Consider the following 20,837-nt stretch of genomic DNA (forward strand, 5'->3'; position numbering starts at 1 on the left):
CTTTCCCCTTTAAATGCGTGACAGCTTAGGATTATCGATTTATAATTGACGATTGTGAGTTTTTTTTCAGCAAACAGAAAGACTATGAATGCTCAAGAGATTATCCGCTCCATTGAAGCGGAACACCTAAAATCAAATCTGCCCGATATATATGTGGGCGATACAGTAAAAGTAGGAGTAAAAATCAAAGAAGGCGATAAATACCGCGTACAGCCTTACGAAGGAGTGGTGATTGCCAAGCGCAACGGTGGTATCAACGAAACTATTACAGTGCGTAAAGTTTTTCAAGGTGTGGGTGTTGAGAGAGTCTTTCTGTTGCATTCTCCCAGGATTGAGAGCGTCAAAGTCTTACGTCGCGGTAAAGTACGCCGTGCCAAATTGTATTATCTGCGCGATCGCGTCGGCAAAGCAACTCGGATCAAGCAACGCTTCGACCGTCCTTTGTAGTTATCCTGATGATAAAGTATGGGAGAAATCTCAAGGCTCAAGCGGCATTTGCCGCTAGCTTGTTTTATCAATAAAATTCTGCTATGATTAAAATCTCGTGTTGTGTTAAAATAAAATTTAATTCAACGCGATAGCTGAATCCAAAACAGCTTGTGCGCTCTTAGTTCAGTTGGTAGAACGCAGGTCTCCAAAACCTGATGTCGGGGGTTCAAGTCCTCCAGGGCGCGCTCAAGAGCAAAAACAAAGCCCGAAATAATTACGCAAACTGCTAAAATAGCAGTTAGTGTTAATAGTTTCGGGCATAGCTATTGCATTTGCAGTTGTTTTGTTTTCGGTAAGTAAAATAAAGTCGAAGTTGCAAACCAGGACGACTGAATTTTAGATTTTAAATTTTAGATTTTGGATTGAGAAGAAATCTAAATATTTAAATAGACGGACAAACTAAAATGTCAAGTTGAGCGTCCTTGCCCTCAATTGGGTAAATCCAAAATCCAAAATTGAGTAACAAACGGGGGATAAACGGTCGTGGCCAAAAAAAATGAAGCAGAATTGCCAGAAACCACAAACGGGTTTAGCTTCGGCAACTTCATACAAGGAACCAAAGAAGAACTTGAAAAAGTAGTTTGGCCTAGTCGCAAACAGATAGTGAGCGAATCCGCCGCCGTATTGTTAATGGTGGCGCTCTCGGCATCTTTGATATACTTGGTCGATGGATTGTTTGCTTGGGCAGCAAAACAGGTGTTCTAATGAGTTTTGCAACAGAGGAACCACGCGACTCAACGTTGCAGTCAGAGGAAACAAGTGAAACAGCAGAAACAGCGTCAAAAGAAGCACGTTGGTATGCTGTACAAGTCGCCTCAGGCTGTGAAAAGCGTGTAAAGACTAACTTAGAGCAGCGCATTCAAACATTTGATGTCGCTGATAAAATTATCCAGGTGGAAATTCCCCACACACCAGCGGTTAAAATCCGCAAAGATGGTAGTCGCCAGCATACAGAAGAGAAAGTTTTTCCAGGCTATGTGCTGGTGCGGATGAAAATGGATGATGATACTTGGCAGGTGGTACGAAACACCTCCCACGTGATTAATTTTGTTGGTTCAGAACAAAAACGTGGCAGTAGTAAGGGTCGCGGACACGTAAACCCCATACCACTGAGTGCTTCAGAAGTAGAACGCATCTTCAAACAGACGAGCGAACAAGAGCCGGTCGTTAAAATCGACATGGCTACTGGTGATAAGATAATTGTGCTTTCTGGCCCATTCAAGGACTTTGAAGGCGAGGTGATTGAAGTCTCTCCAGAGCGGAGTAAGCTTAAAGCCTTACTCTCGATATTTGGTAGAGATACACCAGTAGAATTGGAATTTAATCAGGTAGAGAAACAGAGCTAAATAAATGGCGAAGAAAGTAGTGGCGGTCATTAAACTGGCCTTAAATGCTGGAAAAGCCAACCCAGCACCGCCAGTGGGCCCCGCCTTGGGTCAACATGGCGTCAACATCATGATGTTCTGCAAAGAGTACAACGCCAAAACAGCAGACCAAGCTGGAATGGTGATACCCGTAGAAATTTCGGTTTTTGAAGACCGGAGTTTTACATTTGTACTCAAAACGCCACCAGCGTCAGTATTGATTCGCAAGGCGGCGAAGATAGAAAGAGGCTCTAACGAACCCAACAAAAAGAAAGTTGGTAAAATCACCAGAGCGCAATTGCAAGAAATAGCCCAAACCAAACTTCCTGACCTCAACGCCAACGACATCGAAGCGGCGATGAAGATTGTGGAAGGAACCGCTAAAAATATGGGTGTAACGGTAACGGATTAGTCATTGGTCATTAGTTAATAAACTAAAGACCAAAAACAAAAGACAAAATCTAAAATCCAAAATCTAAAATCCAAAATTGTATCGGGGGAGAGGCAAGGCTTCGGAATTACCCCAGGAGAGAAAAATGACAAAGAAAGTATCGCGTCGTTTGCAGGCGCTACAAGCGAAAGTAGAAGATAGGGATTATCAACCCCTAGATGCTCTAGCCCTGTTAAAAGAAACAGCAACAGCAAAATTTTCCGAAGCCGCAGAAGCGCATATCCGGCTAGGAATTGACCCCAAATATACAGACCAACAGTTGCGGACAACGGTAGCACTGCCCAAAGGTACAGGACAAATTGTGCGAGTGGCGGTGATTGCTAGAGGTGAAAAAGTAACAGAAGCAACAAACGCTGGTGCTGATATCGCAGGTTCGGAAGAACTAATTGACGATATTCAAAAAGGCATGATGGACTTTGACAAGCTGATTGCCACACCCGATGTTATGCCACAGGTAGCGAAGTTAGGTAAATTGCTTGGGCCTCGTGGTTTGATGCCATCACCCAAGGGTGGAACGGTGACATTTGACATTGCAAGTGCGATCGCTGAATTCAAAGCTGGTAAATTAGAATTTCGTGCCGATCGCACTGGCATTGTCCATGTTATGTTTGGTAAGGCATCCTTCTCGCCTGAAGATTTGTTAGTCAACCTCAAGGCGTTGCAAGAAACAATTGACCGCAACCGTCCTTCAGGTGCTAAAGGTCGCTATTGGCGGACGTTTTATGTATCTGCTACTATGGGGCCAGCAATTAAAGTTGATATCAGCGCCCTACGAGATTTGAAACTAAGCGAAGCAGCATAGAATTTTAGATTTTAAATTTTAGATTTTAGATTGGAGGCTCATCACAAGAGACTGAAAATTTTAAAGATTTTCAACTTCTTATCTGAAATTCAAAATCCAAAATCCAAAATTAAATAGTCAAAGCCGGAGACAGCAGGTGCTAATAGCTTAATATCCTGCCGAGGTGAAAACTCTAATTGCCAGAATTCCCACCGATAAAGGTGCCAGAAGTATGGCCTCAGAAGTTTTACTAATCAACCCCGGCTATGTTAGCTGGGGTTTGTTGTTTTCGATTTAGTTAAGAAAAAACACAAAAGTAGGGAAACGGCTGATTGTTTTGAGGAGGTGAGATAGGAATGGGTAGAACGCTAGAAAACAAAAAAGAAATCGTAGCTGACCTCAAAGAAACTTTGAGCCAGTCAAGTTTGGCACTGGTAATTGAATATCAGGGGCTGACCGTTGCTGAAATTACTGACTTACGGCGGCGGCTGCGTCCCAGCGGTGCTGTTTGCAAGGTAACTAAAAATACCCTGATGGGCATTGCCATTCAAGATCAGGAAAAATGGCAACCATTGTCAGAACTGCTCAAAGGTTCTTCAGCTTTTTTGCTAGTCAAAGATGATTTTTCATCTGCAATTAAGGCTTACCAAGACTTCCAAAAAGCCACCAAGAAGACAGAACTTCGCGGCGGCGTGATGGAAGGTCGCCTACTCAAAGAAAATGATGTCAAGGCTTTAGGTGACTTACCATCTAAGGAACAACTCATGGGACAAATTGCTGGTGCAATCAATTCCTTGGCGACCAAGATTGCTGTGGGTATCAACGAAGTTCCAGGTTCGCTGGCTCGTGCTTTGCAGGCTGTAGCCGATGCAGAAAAAGACGGTAGTAGCGAAACTGCTGCCGAATAGATTTCACAGATGTATCGATAGGTCAATAGTCAAAACTCAACAGTCAACAACTAATGACTAATGACTAATGACCAATGACCAAATAAATAATCAGAAATTACAGGAGTTATATCAATGTCAACTGCAACCGATGAAATTTTGGAAAAACTCAAAGGCTTAACTTTACTCGAAGCTGCTGAATTAGTTAAGCAAATTGAAGAAGCTTTTGGTGTGAGTGCTGCTGCACCTGTTGGCGTGGCCATTGCTGGCCCTGGCCCTGCTGCTGCTGTTGCTGAAGTAGCAGAAGAAAAAACCGAGTTTGACGTGATTCTTGAATCAGTTCCAGCTGATAAGAAGATTGCCGTACTGAAGATTGTCCGCGAATTGACCGGTCTAGGACTCAAAGAAGCTAAAGACTTGGTGGAAGCTGCACCCAAACCAGTTAAGGAAGGTATTGCTAAGGATGCTGCTGAAGACGCTAAGAAGCGGATTGAAGAAGCTGGTGGTCAAGTAACAATTAAGTAGTTCCGATTAAATTACTACTTTTTTATCGAGAAGCTTGAATAATTCAGGCTTCTTTTTTTGGTGCCGGTCAAATTAGGAACTGACAAGTAACAAAATATTTCATTGATATTGTTGACTGTTGACTGTTGATTGTTGACTATTGGCTGATGGCGATCGCACTAAAGAAATCATTACACTTAAGTTAGTTGCCCTGCTAGTATTGACCGTCCCATAGAATCGATGACTCAACAAACTTCTAGAATCTGCATCCTTGGTGGAGGCTTCGGTGGTCTCTACACAGCCTTGCGTTTAAGCCAGTTACCTTGGGAATCTACACAAAAACCCGAAATAGTTTTGGTAGATCAAAGCGATCGCTTTCTATTTTCCCCCTTACTCTACGAATTACTCACTGGCGAACTGCAAACCTGGGAAATTGCCCCACCATTTGAAGAACTTTTACAAGGTACAGGGGTACGTTTTTATCAAGGAGTGGTATCTGGAATTGACATCGACCAGCGGCGGGTAAACTTACACGAAGGGCCACAAATCTCCTACGAACGATTAGTGCTGGCACTAGGAGGAGAAACACCACTAGATTTAGTACCTGGTGCAGCAGCCTACGCCTACACATTCCGCACAATTTCCGACGCCTATCGTTTAGAAGAACGACTGCGATTTTTAGAAGAATCCGATGCTGATAAAATTCGAGTGGCGATCGTCGGGGCTGGTTACAGTGGTGTAGAGTTAGCTTGTAAGTTAGCCGACAGACTAGGCGAGAGAGGACGCTTTCGCATCATTGAAATTGCCGACCAAATCTTGCGAACTTCCCCAGAATTTAACCGTGAAGCAGCCAAAAAAGCTTTAGATGCACGTGGCGTGTTTCTCGATTTAGAAACCAAAGTCGAATCCATCGAGCAAGATACCATCTCCCTAGAATATAAAAATCAAGTAGACACAATTCCCGTCGAATTAGTAATTTGGACAGTGGGAGTTCGAGTTGCACCAGTGGTGAAATCCCTTCCCCTCAAGCAAAATCAGCGCGGTCAAATCACCACCACATCTAACCTACAAGTCTTTGAGCATCCAGAAATCTTTGCCTTGGGAGATTTAGCAGACTGTCACGACGCAGAAGGACAACAAGTACCCGCCACCGCCCAAGCAGCTTTCCAACAAGCTGATTACGTTGCTTGGAATGTGTGGGCTTCTCTTACTAATCGTCCTTTACTTCCCTTCCACTATCAAAACTTAGGGGAAATGATGACATTGGGGAAAGACAACGCTACCCTCGCTGGCTTAGGAATCAAACTAGATGGGTCTTTGGCATACATCGGTCGTCGTCTTGCTTATTTATATAGGTTGCCAACTTTAGACCATCAGCTTAAAGTGGGTTTTAATTGGTTAGTGCGTCCTATTATAGAGACACTTTCTAAGTAACATTGGGCATAGGGCATAGGGTATTGGGCATGAGAAGAGGACAAGGGGGACAAGGTAGCAATTCTTTCTCCCTTGTCTGCCTTGTCTGCCTTGTCTCCCTCATCCCCCTCATCATGATGCCCAATGCCCCATTCCCCAGTCCCCATTATGGAACAACCGAAAGTTATTTTTTTAGATGCTGTGGGCACACTGTTTGATGTTAAAGGCAGTGTGGGTGAAGTTTATAGTCAAATAGCTGAGGAATTCGGCGTTACGGTTTCCCCTGAAACATTAAATAAAACCTTTATCCAAAGTTTTAAAGCTTCGCCACCGCCCATATTTCCAGATGCAGAATTGCAAGATATTCCCCAGCGTGAATTTGATTGGTGGAAGATAATTGCCTTGAATACTTTTGAAAGTGCAGGAGTTCTCAAGCAATTTTCTGACTTTTCGGCTTTTTTTAGCGAACTTTACATTCACTTTGGAACTGGCGAACCTTGGTTTGTCTATCCTGATGTCCTACCAGCTTTAATTAATTGGCGACAGTTGGGAATTAGTTTAGGAGTTTTGTCTAATTTTGACTCTCGAATTTATTCTGTATTGCAAAGTTTGGGATTGAGAGAGTTTTTTAGTTCTATAACTATTTCTACCCAGGTGCGTGCAGCTAAACCCGATCCGGAAATTTTTGCTATTGCTTTAAAGAAACATAAATGTCCTCCAGAAGGCGCATGGCATGTTGGCGATAGCATCGTCGATGACTATTATGGAGCCAAAGCCGCTGGTTTGAGAGCTGTTTGGATTAACCGTAGGAAATGATTGAGATGCGGCCAAGGAAAATTAAACAGGACTTACGGGAAATCATGAAAAAACAAACTGCAAAGGACGCATAGACACATTAGCGAAGCGGTAGCGACGTTCGCGCAGCGTCTCGCAGAGAAGGAGCGTCAGTAGCTTCCCGCAGGGTAGGACACAAAGAAATAAGAGTTTCAGAGAGTTTTTGCGTAAGTTCTATTAAATCTATGGACTTTGCAACTCCTAATTTCAGTATCCAAACCAGATAAGCGATCGTGCAAAATAAGTTATTTATTTAGGCAAGGAAACTCTTAAGGAATACAGCGATTTCTGTTGGATAAAAAGGCGAACTTCAGATATTCAGCGATAAAGCCAGATATTCAAAAATAGGCTTGAGATAAACATTTTTGCTCCCCCTGCCTCCCAATACGGTTTGGGGAAAGGTTTCAAATACATCCAAATCCCCTTACCCCTTAACCTTTTCCCAGACCACAACGGAAGTTCATAGTGCTTATCCGAACCGTATTGCCCTGCCTCCCCTGCCTCCCACTCCCTACTCCCTTATTCCCCATGCTGACCTAACACTCGTATGATCGAGATATCAGCAAAACATAACAACCAGGTTTTTACAGTCAAACATGGGCAATATTTGGGAAATCGATTTTTACTCTCGTCCGATTTTGGACGACAATCAAAAAAAAGTTTGGGAAGTCTTAGTCTGTGAAAGTCCTTTGGATGTCAATAAACAAGCAGATTCTTTGTTTCGCTATGCTCAATATTGCCCCAGTAGCCAGGTAAATTCGGGCTGGTTGCGGACTGCATTGCAAGAAGCTATTAACCAAGCTGGAAAAGCGCCAATTAAAATTCGCTTTTTCCGCCGCCAAATGAACAATATGATTACGAAAGCTTGCCAAGATTTGGGAATTCCCGCCCAGCCAAGCCGCCGTACTTTAATTCTCAACCAATGGTTACAACAGCGGATGCAGGACGTGTATCCTCAAGAACCAGGGTATCAAGGAGGTACTAATCCCTCTGTCCGGTTAGAGAAACCTTTGCCGCAACGTTTACCAGATGCTTTGGAAGGACAGCAGTGGGTATTTGTGAGCTTAGCTGCGGAGGATTTGGCAGAAATGTCAGAGTGGGAAATTAGCTTTGGAGAAGCTTTCCCGCTAGAGTTGGCACAAGTATCACCTGAAACTCGTATTCCTGGTGTTTTATTTTTCTCACCTAGAGCCTTACCGTTGGCGGGTTGGATGTCTGGTTTAGAGTTGGCTTTTTTGAGAGTTGACACCAATCAAGAGACAAGATTGCTTTTAGAAACTGGTGTGAGTGAAAGCTGGATTGTGGCAAACATCAAAAAGCCTCAAACCTTAGCAGAAGCCAAAGGTTTTGAAGAAGCCAAGCAAAAAGCGAATGGAGTACATTTTCTGGGAGTACAGTCCAATCCCCAAGCGGAATCATTTGCTGGTTTTTGGCTGTTGCAAGAGGTTAGTCTTTGAAAATGGGGAATGGGGAATGGGGAATGGGGCAAGGGGCAAGGGGCATAGGGCATAGGGCATAGCGCATTGAGAGTGTTGAGTGATGACTGTTGACTAAGGAATTATTATTCTCTTCTGCCCCTCAGACCATCTCCCTCATCCTCCTCATCTCCCCATACCCAATGCCCAATGCCCAATGCCCAATGCCCAATGCCCAAAAATTGCGATCGCATAAGAAACGTTGAGACATGACAATGATTTGGGATAATTATCTGCGTCTATCAGCGTCGATCTGTGGTTGAAAATTGCAATTGCAAAAAGGGGCTGATGATTTTTTGGATAATTATCTGCGTCTGTTGGCGTTGATATGCGGTTCAAAATCCACAATTCACTAAGGGTCATGGGTTCTGAAAATTTGTCAAAAGATACACTAGCAGAAGAACTGCTGGAACTAGCGATCAAATCTGGTGCGGAAGCAGCTGAGGTGTATCAATCACACTCTCTTTCTCGTCCAGTTTTTTTTGAGGCAAACCGACTCAAGCAGCTAGAAACCAGCCAATCTGAAGGTACAGCGCTGCGGCTTTGGCGAAATGGGCGTCCAGGACTAACGGTGGCTTACGGTTCTGTCCCAGCCCAAGTGATGGTGGAAAAAGCTTTGGCTTTGAGCCAACTAAATCAGCCGGAAGCAGTGGAGTTAGGATCTAATTTTCAGCCATCTTACCCAGATTTAGGGGAAAGTGTGCCAATAGAGGTTATGGTGGATTGGGGCAAGGAAGCGATCGCCCTTATCCGCGATGTCTATCCGGATGTTGTCTGCAATGGTGATTGGGAATGTGATGTTGAAACCACCAGGCTAGTCAATACTAAAGGTTTAGATTGCCACTACACTGACACCACCCTCAGTTGCTACATTTCGGCGGAATGGGTGCGGGGTGATGATTTTTTAAGTGTTTCTGATGGTCAAACCCAGCGCGGAGAACTTCATCCAGACAAATTGGCTAACCAAATTTTACAGCGATTAATTTGGGCAAAAGAAAATGTTTCATCTCCCAATCGCCGCGTCCCAGTTTTGTTTACTTCTAAAGCCGCCGATATGCTTTGGGGTACTGTGCAAGCAGCTTTGAATGGTAAGCGAGTTTTAGAAGCAGCTTCACCTTGGGCAGAACGCTTGGGTAACCTAGTCATAGCACCAAGCCTCACCGTCTACCAAGATCCCCAAGCCGGCCCTTACAGTTGCCCTTTTGATGATGAAGGCACTCCGACTCAATTTTTAGTATTTATCCAAAACGGAACTTTAGAGAATTTCTATGGCGATCGCACCACCGGTCAGCAATTAAATACTCACACCACTGGAAATGGTTTTCGCCCTAGTTTAGGCAGCTATCCCACCCCTGGTTTATTTAATTTTCTCATCCAACCAGGATCGTTATCGCTACAAGAGTTGATTGAACAGTTGGATGATGGCTTAATCGTGGATCAAATGTTGGGTAATGGCGGCAGTATTTCTGGAGATTTTTCCATCAACGTTGATTTAGGCTACCGCGTCCAAAATGGTCATGTAATTGGACGCGTTAAGGATACTATGGTGGCAGGTAATGTCTACGCAGCTCTCAAGCAATCAGTGACACTCGGCAACGATGCTGATTGGAATGGTTCTTGTTATACTCCATCTCTCATAGTGGAAGGATTATCTACCACTGGGAGAAGTAATTAAATGGGGCATGGGGCATTGGGCATTGGGCATTGGGAGTGTTGACTGATGACCGTTGACTGATGACTGTTAACTGATGACCGAGGAGTTATTATTCTGCCCTACCCTTGTGCCCCATCTCCCCCATACCCCATATCCCATGCCCCATGCCCAATGCCCAATGCCCCATGCCCTAACCCCTAAAAATTATGTCTCATCCTATCCTCAATCAGCGCTTTCGCACTTGGTGGCAGCCTAGAAGAGGTTTGGCGATCGCTGAAGCTTGTGTTATCGGTTTGGTTGCGGCTTTATCTGCGGTGTTGCTGAAAGTGGGTTCGGGATGGCTGGGGACGTGGCGAGTCCAAAGTACTAGACTGTTACCTGTATGGCTGGCACTGCCGATAGTTGGTCTTGTGCTGGGGTTTGTGGCTGGTACTTTGGTGGAAAGGTTGGCACCAGAGGCTTCTGGTAGCGGTATCCCCCAAGTTAAAGCCAGTCTGGCTAATGTACCCATTAGGTTATCTTGGCGTGTGGCTGGTGTAAAGTTACTCAGTGCCATCGTTACCATCGGTTCGGGTATGACTCTGGGACGCCAAGGCCCCACTGTGCAAGTGGGGGCGGGTTTGGCAGCAGGGATGAGTCGGTGGGTTCCCACTTCTCCAGATCATCGGCGGCAAATGATTGCAGCGGGGGCGGGGGCGGGTTTGGCGGCTGCTTTCAATGCCCCCATTGCTGGTGTTTTATTTATCGTGGAAGAGTTACTCCACGATTTGTCGGGGCTGACTCTGGGAACTGCCATTATCGCTTCCTTTATTGGTGGGGTGATATCCCGGCTTTTAGGTGGTGGCAGTTTCGATTTGAACCTGCAATTGGTGGAATCTACTAGTCAATTTTCTATCCCTGAAATTCCTTTTTTCCTGGTGTTGGGTATTTTGGCGGGTTTATTCGGTGCATTATTTAATCGGGGAATTATATTTAGTATTAAATGTTATCAACGATTGCATATTAGTTTACCGCTGCGGGTGGCTTTGGCTGGATTTATCTCTGGTGTTGTGGTGGCAATGCTACCAGCTTCTTTCCGGGATAATACTGGTTTAAGAGAATATGTCATGACTGGAGTAGCCCATCCCTCGGTAGCAGCGATCGCTTTTGGGGCACAATTCATCCTCACACTGGTAGCATTTGGTTCGGGAGCGCCAGGGGGTTTATTCGCTCCTAGTCTGATTTTGGGTTCTTGTTTGGGACACATCATTGGAGTGTTTGAGTTCTACATCACGGGAGGAGGTTCCCCCACTACTTATGCTCTGGCGGGTATGGGTGGATTTTTTAGTGCTGTCTCCAAGGTGCCAATCACAGCAATTGTGATTGTGTTTGAGATGACTACAGATTTCAATCTGGTACTACCTTTGATGATTGTTTGTGTAGCAGCTTACTTGGTTGCAGATAAGGTGATACCTGGTTCCCTTTATGAGAAACTTTTGGAATTGAAAGGTATTACTCTCAGTCAAGAAATTGCTGTGGAGGGAGCATTAACTAAGTTAACTGCCAAAGATGTGATGCAAGAACGGGTGGAAACTCTGGACGCAGAGATGAGCTTAGAAGAAGTCATGCAAGCTTTTAGCCGTTCCCATCATCGGGGTTTTCCCGTAGTAGAAGCTAATAAATTAGTAGGAATTGTCACGCAAACAGATTTGCTGAAAATTCGCGAACGCAATTTAGCCAACGATATTTCTTTAAAAGAAATTATGACGCCTGTCCCAATGACAGTAACACCAATCCACAGCTTGAGCAATGTTTTGTATTTACTCGATCGCTATCAAATCAGTCGCTTACCAGTGGTGGATGGACGAAAACTGATTGGGATTATTACCCGTGCAGATATCATTCGGGCGGAAGCAGATCATCTCAATGGTGATGACAGAAAACCGAAACTGCGTCCAGAACCTTCTTATGTAGTTTATCAAACGCGATCGCCCAGCATTGGTAGAGGTAGATTATTAGTACCGATAGCTAACCCGGAAACAGCAGCTATATTGTTGCAAATGGCAACAGCCATTGCCCGCGATCGCCATTATGAAATAGAGTGCATACAAGTAATATTAGTATCGCGCCACAGTTCTCCATCAGAAACACAAGTCAGAACAGCAAAAAGTCGTCGTCTCCTCCGTAAAGCAGAAGTCTTAGCGAAAAAGTGGCGAATTCCCCTGCACACACAAATTCGAGTTACCCACGATGTCGCCCAGGCAATTTTAGAGGCAATTAACGAACAACACATTGACCTACTATTAATGGGGTGGAAAGGTAACACATCTACTCCAGGACGGATTTTTGGCAACGTTGTAGACACAATAATTCGCCAAGCCACTTGCGAAGTAGTTTTAGTCAAGTTAGGCAAAACTCACCAAGACGCTGTGACAAACAGACGCAAAGACAACAGGAATTTATCACAAACACTCTCCGCGTCACCGCGTCCCCCACTCTCCGCGTCTCCTTCCTCTCCCCACTCCTTTAACAGTTGGTTAGTTCCGATGGCTGGCGGCCCGAATTCACGAGTAGCGATTAAATTACTCCCGGCTTTAGTCACCTTGGGGAATAACCCAAAAATTCGTCTGACACAGGTGTTTAAACCATCCCAGTTGCAGCCAAACATGGCAGTTTTAGAAAATGCCATACGTGAGTTAATGCGCCGCCGCAAATTATCTAGTACTGTTGTTGGTGTACCAGTACAAGCTAATTCAGTTGCCGAAGGTGTGATTAAATTAGTGAAAACTGAAGGTTATGATGTCGTAGTTTTGGGAGCTTCCCGCGAGGGATTGTTGCAGCAGGCAATTCAAGGTAATATTCCAGAAGCGATCGCCTCTGGTGTAGAAAGTACAGTAATTCTCGTCAGAAGTGCAATTAGTAGTTAAATGGCAATAGGCTAATCAGGGTTTGAGCCTAGTTTGTTTTGATTTACATAGTTACCGTATTCAATTGCTTGAATTAGTGATAGAAGACACCAATAATCAGAGTAAAAATTATTGGTATTAAGATTGGGATAGCAACTACAAGTCCCCACTTGCCAAACTTAATTTCTTCACCCTCAGATTTTAAAAACGCAATCCAGCCTACAACTCCCATCAAAACCCAAATAAAGCCAAAAACCAGAAATATAACAAACACTGAATCTTGCATTTTTCAAACTACACAAGTAGAACGGTGTAAATAATTAAAGGTTTGTAGTAAGGACTTTAGTCCTTATTAGAGGACTAAAGTCCTTACTACGAACTAAATGCCGAGCTTTTTACATTCATTTACATAGTTTGGTTTTTTCAAATCGTTCTACATAATTATTTTCTGAAATTTTCACCAATCTAAGTTAATAGTAAGTGGCACTCCTTGTTTCAATCCATGTTTTTAAGTGTGGGTGTCTTCTGCCTTCTGCCTTCTGCCTTCTGCCTTCTGGACTGTTACCCCGACCTTATTTTCTACTAAACCAAATAAGTTGGCTAATCTGGTACGAAACTGGCTAAATTCATAAGCTTCAAGAGTTTTTTGTCGCAGATATTCTGGCTGATAAACCACTGAATTAGAGTAATTACCTTGCAAGATTTGAATGAGCTTGTCAGCAATTTCTTCTATATTATCAGGGTCAACTAAACATCCCAATTTACCTTGGGCTAATGGGTCTACAGAACCATCTTGATTACCAGCCAATACGGGTTTGCCACAAGCTAAGGCTTCGAGATAAACAATACCAAATCCTTCTCCTTTACTAGGCATAGCAAAAACATCGCAGAGATTGTAATGAGCGCGCAATTCTTCATCTGGAACAAATCCAGCAATGGTAATGGAATCTTCTAGGTTTAAGCTGTTAACTAAAGCTTTAATTCTAGGTAAGTCATCTCCTTTACCTACAAGAATAAAGCGGACATCTGGAATTTGCGATCGCACTTTCACTAATGCATGAATAATTTGGTCATAGCCTTTATATTTTGCCATGCGTCCCAGGCGGGTGACGGTGAGAATTACAGGCTGGTTATCTTTTAAATTGTAGCGTTTTAGCAAGTCAGTAGGTTTTGGTTTGATTTGAAATTGTTTAGCATCAAATGTATTTGGCAAAACTACTATTTTTTGAGAATCAATATCTGTTTCTGCAAGCAAGCGCTGGCGAGTGTAGTTACTAACGCTAATAATTCTGTCTGCTTTTTTTAAAGCTAATTTTGTAATTTTGTTATCAATTTCCCATACTTCTAAGCCGTGAGCAACTACCCAATATGGAATTCCTGTTATCAGTTTGAGAACATAACAAGCGGTGGCATAGTTGACATGGGTTGAGATAACTATGGTAGGACGTTGCCAAATACCCAAAATGATTATTTTGATGGCAAGTAAAAGAGTTTGAAATAATCTTGGTAAATGTCCAAAATAATGAAATTTAGTTACATCTAAAAATTGTAAATTTCGCTCTTGTTTTAAATTGTGTTTATCGTATTTGAGAAATACATCATAATTAGCTTCTGGATATAAATCTTGTAATGCTTTCAGCAAAAATATTGAATAAACTTGAATACCACCCTTAAAACCAAATATATTGGGAAATATTAAGTGGAAATGATATTTTTTTCTCATTTTTGTGTTCAGCATTGCAACTAATTTAACCTGTTAGCTAAGATGACAAAATTATTAAATTTCAGAATTAAGTAGTGGAGTCAGCGATTGCATTTGGGAATTTGATGACACAATTTTCCTCGAATTGATGGCTGCTGCTAGAAAATAAAATTCAATAGTTGTAAAGGTATAATCTTCGGCAAAAAAATCTGGTAATTGAGATGCTAAAAACATCATAATTGGAGCGATCGCCACAGGATTAGCTTGTTTAACTTTCGATGCAATTATCACTAAAAAGTTAACAAAAATAAGTAATCCCGGAATTCCTTCTTCTACTAGCACATTTAAAAATATATTGTGTGCGTGAAAACCTTTAGGGCCAAAAACTTTGGTTCCTATATGTTCTGCAAAAACTCCTACACCTATACCAGTAAGTGGTCTTTTAATAGTTTCAATAATCGCTGCTTTCCAAAGGGCAAATCTTGACAAAGCTGTTCCCACAGGACTAGGAAGTACAATATCACTCGGACTTCTGGAAAATAAATTAATTAATGGAAATATCTTACTATCTCCTAAACCGATTCTATATGTAGATACTGGTATAGTCACAATACACAAAAGCCATAAACTTAAAATAACAATCATCTTTTTGAAATCAATAATTTTATATGTTAATAAAATTATTAAACCAAAAATAAAAATTAGCCAAGCGTTTCTGCTAGCAGACAAAGCAAGGGAAATTAAAAAAATAAATTCACTAATATATAACTCAATTGTAGAAATTTTCTTTTGTCTTTCTAAAGTTAAACTCAAACATAAACCAATACCCATTATCACCCCAAATTGATTGGGGTTTTGCATTATTGAACCAATTTGAGGATAAAAGCTAGGAAACTTTAATAGCTCAAAAATCCAGTGATTTGGAACTAAAGCCTCTAAAAAACCCAAAATTCCAATTATTTGTAGCAAATACAATATACAACGATAATAAAACGTTAAGGATGAATTTTTCATCTTTCTAAACGTTAAAACTAAAAAAGCAAAAAATAATATAAAATAGCTTGAATATTTAGCGCTGTAAGTAATAGCAGTACGAGGAAATTCACTAGTTAAGGAAGAAACCCACATCCAGATATATAGTAACCCCAAAGATATCAAAATAGTCTTATTACTTTTGACAACTTCTCTTGTTTCTTTCCAAGAGCAGCTAATTATACCAAAACTCAAAGCAGGCAGTAATAAATAATGAATTCCAATATTGAGTCCCGGAAATTTAATTCGCCCTAACAGCGAAGAAAACAGTATCAATAGGAAAAATATATTAATCATAAATTCTAAATTTGGCGATTTTTTTGACAACAAAAATTTTACATTATACCAATTTGAAAAAAGAATGTGACACATAGACAAGACCTCTCACCAACCCTCGCCTTAGTAAGGGTGGGGTGTCTGTCGCAAACATTTTTTGAATCGGTATTACTTTGTGTCCCTACCTTGCGGGAACGCCTAACGACAAATGCGTTTCCAAATATTATCTGTACCTCACTTAACTGGGAATCTCTATATCAGCTAATGCACATTGAAATTGCATAATTATTCCTCTCCACGTTCCTATCTCCTCATCCCCCTAGATTGAACTGAAATTTCAGGACACAGATTAGTATTGAGCGTAGATTTTAATATTGTTGCAACTTGAAAATTTTAATCCCTTGTTTAATTCCTTGGAGGATATTATCACAATATAGTCCTCCACGGATATCAGGACGACAATTAATTTTTTACGATCGGCTTTTATTGAACTGTCTGCCAAATTTTTAAAATATTTTCACCACTTCCACCACCAGCAATAGTCTGTCCATCTGGGCTGATAGCAACAGCATAAATATATCCAGAACCGGTTTCTAAAGTGCGGATTTTTTCTCCTGTAACTGGATTCCAAAGTTTGATAGTCCTATCACTGCTGCCACTGATAAGGGTGATATTATTGAAAGCTGTTTTTGGCAAAAAAGCAATGGAGTTAATCTTATCATTATGTCCCTTTAATGTGTAAATTAACTTTCCCGTTTGTAAATTCCACAATTTAATTGTTTTGTCATTACTACCACTAGCTAGAGTTTTGCCATCAGGAGCAAAAGCAACGGAAAGAACGGAGCCGCTATGTCCATTTAAGGTGCGGATTAATTTTCCAGTTTCTAAATTCCACAGCTTAATTGTTTTATCCCAACTACCACTGGCGAGGGTTTTACCATCAGGACTGAAAACCACAGACTGAACGCCATTGGTATGTCCTTCGAGAGTGCGGATTAACTTTCCTGTGTCTAAATTCCACAGTTTGATTTTCGTATCTTTACTAGCACTTCCACTGGCGAGGATTTTACCATTGGGGCTAAAATTCACCGAGGTAACTCCATCGGTATGTCCTTCGAGAGTGCGAATTAAGTTACCTGTTTCCACATTCCACAGTTTAATTTTCGTGTCCGCGCTTCCACTGGCGAGGGTTTTGCTATCGGGACTAAAGGCTACAGTCCAAATCCAATTAGAATGGCCTTCAAGGGAGCGAATTTCTTCTTTACTTGCGAGATTCCATAGCTTGATTGTTTTGTCATCACTAGCACTACCAAGGGTTTTACCATCAGGACTAAAGGCTACGGAATTCACATCGCTGGAATGTCCTTTGAGAGATTTGGCTAAATAAGGGACTTCCAAGATGTTTTTTACTGGGGAACTAACAGGCTGAGAAATTGGTTCAGAAAGCTGGTTGATTTCACTGGGACGACTTTGGAAATACCAAACTCCCCCTAGTCCTAAAACCAAAACGCCAGTACCTAACAGCAGGGGAGTTTTGAGTTTGTTATTTAGTTTTGGTGGAGGGGTGGTATTTGCTTTGTTATTTGGTTTTGGTGAAATTGGGGCTGTATTTGCGGAAGTACTTTTAAATGTTGCTGTGAGTATAGTAGGGGGTACTTGTACTGAGGATGTTAAGTCCGCGAGAACTTCATCAGCTGATTGATAGCGTTTTTGAATGTCGGGTTGTAAAAGCTTGTCCAAAACTTCAGCCAACTCCGCAGATAAAGGAATTGCGTCTCTACCTGAAGGATTCAAATATTGTCGCCAGGATGTAGTCCAACCATAACCCTGTTGCATCCACAATTGAGATGGGCGGACTCCAGTTAGTAGATGAAAACAAGTTGCTCCCAAACTGAATAAATCACTGGCTGGGTAAGCTTTACCATCTTGCATTTGTTCCAGTGCTGTGTAACCGTGGGAGCCTATGACAGTGCCAATTTTAGTCTGTACTCTTGCTGTTAGTTGCTTAGAAGCTCCAAAATCAATTAAAACTAATCGCCCATCAATTTGGCGGCGAATAATATTTTGTGGCTTGATATCTCGATGAATCACTCCTAGTGCGTGAATAAATTTCAGCACCGGCAATAAATCTAGCAACAGTTCTTGAATCTCTATTTCGTGATAGTTTCCGCGCTTTTCCCATTCTTTGAGCAAATTCTGTCCATTAATAAATTGCTGTACTAAAAATAAATAGCCATTCTGCTCAAAATAAGCCAATAAAGTAGGAATTTGTGGATGTTCAGCCAATTGTTGAAGTCGGCTGGCTTCTTGTTTAAATAATTCAATAGCTTTTGTTAAGGGGCCGGTTCCTTGAAGTTTTGGTGCAAATTGTTTGACAACGCAGCATTCATTCAGCTTGTGGACATCTTCCGCTAGATAGGTTCTGCCAAACCCGCCCTCATCTGATAATACTTGAGTCGGACGATAGCGACCTCCCAGTAGGGGTATCAGTTCCGCTCGACAATTGTGGCAATACTTGTTTTCATCAGGATTTAGGGGTTTTTGGCAGTCGGGATTCACACAACAAAGCATACTGGGAATCCATTTCCATGTTGGGGGTATATATTCATTTTAAGTCATGCAGTATAATCTCTCTTGTTAGTTAATCTTACTGAAACACCATACAAATCGCTAATTTCCTTACCTCATCAGGTATTCCACAATTTACATAGCTTGAAAAAAGTTGCGATCGCACTATGCCTTTTCAGCAATTGATTGGCATTAATTCCACATATCTATACATGTATGTATTCTCCGTTTAAGAGTCAGACACCATCGCCTGAGTTACACAAAAATATCTCGACAAAAATCCGAAAAGCTGTAATTTCAATTTGGAGGTCAGTATATACCTACCAACTTGGAATTAACTCTGGTGGTTTAAATTGAAATCAGAATTCAGAATTCAGGAGTCAGAATTCAGAATTCAGGAGTCAGAATTCAGGAGTCAGAATTCAGGAGTCAGAATTCAGGAGTCAGAATTCAGGAGTCAGAATTCAGGAGTCAGAATTCAGGAGTCAGAATTCAGGAGTCAGAATTCAGGAGTCAGAATTCAGGAGTCAGAATTTAGAATTTAGATGCAATCAGTTTAGAGTAAGACTCAATAGTGTATGTTGTTAACTACTGAATCAAAAATTTAGTTTGCTGTTTTATCATTTCTTCAACAGCCATTAAACTCCCAACTCCCAACTTCTAACTCCTAACTCCTAACTTCTAACTTCCCAACTCCTAATTTCCCAACTAAAGTATGGCGATCGCAATCGATTTTGGCACTAGCAACACAGTCATTGCTCGTTGGAATTCTGTAACCCAACAGCCAGAAACCTTGAATTTACCTGGTTTATCAATTAAACAAAGTCTCAATCCACCGCTGATTCCGAGTTTAGTTTATATTGAAGACGCAGCAGCAAGTAAAATCTTAGTGGGTCAACAAGTACGCGATCGCGGTCTCGATCTCAAGGGCGAAACTAGATTTTTCCGCAGCTTCAAGCGCGGTATTGGTGCAAATATTCAAGGTTTTTTACCTGAGTTAGATGGACAAATTGTCACTTTTGAGCAGGTTGGGCAATGGTTTCTCACTCAAGTAATTGCAGAACTAGCACCCCTAGAAGGTGGCTTAGATTCTCTGGTGTTAACAGTACCAGTAGATAGTTTTGAAGCCTACCGTCATTGGTTAGGAAAAGTTTGCCAGTCTTTAAAAGTCGAACAAGTGCGAATGCTGGATGAACCCACAGCCGCCGCTTTGGGTTATGGCTTGGCAGATCGAGAAATTATCTTGGTAATTGACTTTGGTGGCGGTACTTTGGATTTGTCCCTTGTGCGGTTGGATCGAAGCGTGCAAGCAACTACAAAACCGGTGGGATTTCTGCTGAAATGGGGTAATAAATCTTTAGCTGAAGATTCTAAACAAAAAGTCAAAACAGCCCGTGTATTGGCGAAAGCTGGACAGAATTTAGGCGGTACTGATATTGATAATTGGTTAGTAGATTACTTTGCCAAAAATCAAGGACTGGCGGTTAGTCCTTTGACAACAAGATTGGCGGAAAAAGTGAAAATTCAGTTATCAACTCAAAATCAAGCCAGTGAAGTTTATTTTGATGATGAAACATTTGAAAGTTATGAATTGGAATTAAACCGCGAAACTTTTGAAAATGTCCTCAAAGAACACGCATTTTTTGAGTTATTAGATGAATCCATGACGACGCTGTTGCAACAAGCAAGACGCCAAGGAATAGAAATTGCAGATATTAATGCAGTTTTATTAGTTGGTGGAACTGTACAATTGCCAGTAGTGCAGACATGGATTAAACAATATTTTGAGCCAGAAAAAATTCGTTGCGAACGTCCCTTTGAAGCCATTGCCCAAGGTGCGTTACAAATTGCCCAAGGCATTGAAATCAAAGACTTTCTCTACCATAGCTATGGTATTCGCTACTGGGATCGCCGCAATCAACGCCACCATTGGCATCCCATAATTAAAGCTGGACAGCCATATCCCATGAGTCAGCCAGTAGAATTAGTTTTAGGGGCTTCTGTGGAGAATCAGCCAAGCATTGAATTAATTATGGGAGAATTGGGAGCAGACACAGGTAATACTGAAGTTTATTTTGATGGCGATCGCTTAATTACTCGTCGTCTTGAAAGTAGTGAAATCAGCGTCAAACCCCTCAATGACAAAGAAGGCGCTAGAACAATAGCCCAACTCACACCAAGCGGATTTCCAGGGAGCGATCGTATTAAAATCTTCTTTCAAGTTGATGAACAACGCTTTTTGCGAATCACCGTTGAGGACTTGTTAACCAATGACACGCTTTTAGAAAATCAACTCGTAGCACAGTTGAGTTAAGAAATTATACTTCAATACCTTTGGTGTTAAGTAAAATAAAAACCCCTCCCCGCAGGCGGGGAGGGGAGACAAAGCGTAGCTTTGGCTCTTTGGGGTGCAATGGCTGTGGGAATTATCACTAATTATGCGGACATGATATTATACTAATTTGTATTTACCAAACGTAATTTCATCATTTCTATTCCCCATCTATCCATCTCCCCACTTG

Annotated in this window: 18 protein-coding genes, 1 tRNA gene and 1 other annotated feature; of the genes, 16 read left to right on the plus strand and 3 right to left on the minus strand. The window is 41.8% G+C overall.

All coding sequences use genetic code 11. The features are described 5' to 3' along the window. Nucleotides 1-84 precede the first annotated feature (84 nt). From rplS to VF06_RS03415, 15 genes are all read left to right on the plus strand, one after another. Nucleotides 85-447 (plus strand): 50S ribosomal protein L19, encoded by a 363-nt coding sequence (gene rplS, locus VF06_RS03350; protein ID WP_099069689.1) that lies wholly within the window; start codon nucleotides 85-87, stop codon nucleotides 445-447. 154 nt (nucleotides 448-601) lie between these two features. Then, nucleotides 602-674 (plus strand) — tRNA-Trp (locus VF06_RS03355). Nucleotides 675-972: 298 nt separating this feature from the next. After that, nucleotides 973-1,194: a preprotein translocase subunit SecE gene (gene secE / locus VF06_RS03360; protein WP_069071556.1), complete on the plus strand. Its 222-nt coding sequence runs from the start codon at nucleotides 973-975 to the stop codon at nucleotides 1,192-1,194. After that, nucleotides 1,194-1,835 (plus strand): transcription termination/antitermination protein NusG, encoded by a 642-nt coding sequence (nusG, locus tag VF06_RS03365; RefSeq protein ID WP_099069690.1) that lies wholly within the window; start codon nucleotides 1,194-1,196, stop codon nucleotides 1,833-1,835. Before secE ends, nusG begins: the two co-directional genes overlap by 1 nt. Nucleotides 1,836-1,839: 4 nt before the next feature. Beyond that, entirely contained in the window at nucleotides 1,840-2,265 is a 426-nt protein-coding gene (rplK, locus tag VF06_RS03370; protein WP_073640554.1) for a 50S ribosomal protein L11, read from the plus strand. A 124-nt stretch (nucleotides 2,266-2,389) separates the two neighbouring features. Further along, nucleotides 2,390-3,106, plus strand: coding sequence for a 50S ribosomal protein L1 (gene rplA, locus VF06_RS03375; RefSeq protein ID WP_099069691.1), 717 nt, complete (start codon nucleotides 2,390-2,392; stop codon nucleotides 3,104-3,106). 105 nt (nucleotides 3,107-3,211) lie between these two features. Continuing rightward, nucleotides 3,212-3,379, plus strand: a sequence feature (ribosomal protein L10 leader region). Nucleotides 3,380-3,441: 62 nt separating this feature from the next. Next, nucleotides 3,442-3,993 carry a 50S ribosomal protein L10 gene (rplJ, locus tag VF06_RS03380; RefSeq protein WP_099069692.1) on the plus strand — a complete coding sequence of 184 codons (552 nt, stop codon included), beginning with the start codon at nucleotides 3,442-3,444 and terminating at the stop codon, nucleotides 3,991-3,993. Nucleotides 3,994-4,107: 114 nt separating this feature from the next. Further along, on the plus strand, nucleotides 4,108-4,497 hold the full coding sequence (gene rplL / locus VF06_RS03385; protein ID WP_099069693.1) for a 50S ribosomal protein L7/L12: 390 nt from the start codon (nucleotides 4,108-4,110) through the stop codon (nucleotides 4,495-4,497). Between the two features lie 219 nt (nucleotides 4,498-4,716). Next, a complete protein-coding gene (locus VF06_RS03390; protein ID WP_099069694.1) occupies nucleotides 4,717-5,910 on the plus strand; it encodes an NAD(P)/FAD-dependent oxidoreductase in 1,194 nt (397 codons plus the stop codon). A gap of 147 nt (nucleotides 5,911-6,057) precedes the next feature. Continuing rightward, on the plus strand, nucleotides 6,058-6,705 hold the full coding sequence (locus VF06_RS03395) for an HAD-IA family hydrolase (RefSeq protein ID WP_099069695.1): 648 nt from the start codon (nucleotides 6,058-6,060) through the stop codon (nucleotides 6,703-6,705). Between the two features lie 614 nt (nucleotides 6,706-7,319). Then, nucleotides 7,320-8,180 (plus strand): Tab2/Atab2 family RNA-binding protein, encoded by an 861-nt coding sequence (locus VF06_RS03400; protein WP_099069696.1) that lies wholly within the window; start codon nucleotides 7,320-7,322, stop codon nucleotides 8,178-8,180. An 89-nt stretch (nucleotides 8,181-8,269) separates the two neighbouring features. Beyond that, nucleotides 8,270-8,404 (plus strand): hypothetical protein, encoded by a 135-nt coding sequence (locus VF06_RS42340; protein WP_257207673.1) that lies wholly within the window; start codon nucleotides 8,270-8,272, stop codon nucleotides 8,402-8,404. Between the two features lie 155 nt (nucleotides 8,405-8,559). Further along, the gene (locus VF06_RS03410) at nucleotides 8,560-9,873 is read left to right on the plus strand and encodes a TldD/PmbA family protein (RefSeq protein ID WP_099069698.1); all 1,314 of its coding nucleotides are present in this window, start codon (nucleotides 8,560-8,562) and stop codon (nucleotides 9,871-9,873) included. Nucleotides 9,874-9,946: 73 nt separating this feature from the next. Further along, a complete protein-coding gene (locus VF06_RS40235; RefSeq protein WP_180267570.1) occupies nucleotides 9,947-10,108 on the plus strand; it encodes a hypothetical protein in 162 nt (53 codons plus the stop codon). Then, nucleotides 10,059-12,758: a chloride channel protein gene (locus VF06_RS03415; RefSeq protein WP_099069699.1), complete on the plus strand. Its 2,700-nt coding sequence runs from the start codon at nucleotides 10,059-10,061 to the stop codon at nucleotides 12,756-12,758. The genes VF06_RS40235 and VF06_RS03415 overlap by 50 nt, the downstream gene beginning before the upstream one ends. A 487-nt stretch (nucleotides 12,759-13,245) precedes the next feature. Here VF06_RS03415 and VF06_RS03425 read toward each other — a convergent pair whose 3' ends face one another. From VF06_RS03425 to VF06_RS03435, 3 genes are all read right to left on the minus strand, one after another. Further along, on the minus strand, nucleotides 13,246-14,460 hold the full coding sequence (locus VF06_RS03425) for a glycosyltransferase (RefSeq protein ID WP_099069701.1): 1,215 nt from the start codon (nucleotides 14,458-14,460) through the stop codon (nucleotides 13,246-13,248). A gap of 54 nt (nucleotides 14,461-14,514) precedes the next feature. Further along, nucleotides 14,515-15,768, minus strand: coding sequence for an O-antigen ligase family protein (locus VF06_RS03430; RefSeq protein WP_180267571.1), 1,254 nt, complete (start codon nucleotides 15,766-15,768; stop codon nucleotides 14,515-14,517). Between the two features lie 462 nt (nucleotides 15,769-16,230). Then, a complete protein-coding gene (locus VF06_RS03435) occupies nucleotides 16,231-18,318 on the minus strand; it encodes a serine/threonine-protein kinase (RefSeq protein WP_099069703.1) in 2,088 nt (695 codons plus the stop codon). 712 nt (nucleotides 18,319-19,030) lie between these two features. On the opposite strand from VF06_RS03435, the gene VF06_RS03445 reads away from it, so the two are divergent. After that, complete coding sequence (locus tag VF06_RS03445; RefSeq protein ID WP_099067386.1) at nucleotides 19,031-20,629, plus strand: Hsp70 family protein; 1,599 nt, start codon at nucleotides 19,031-19,033, stop codon at nucleotides 20,627-20,629. Nucleotides 20,630-20,837 lie beyond the last annotated feature (208 nt).

Source organism: Nostoc linckia z4, assembly GCF_002608075.1.
GTDB classification, from domain to species: domain Bacteria; phylum Cyanobacteriota; class Cyanobacteriia; order Cyanobacteriales; family Nostocaceae; genus Nostoc; species Nostoc linckia.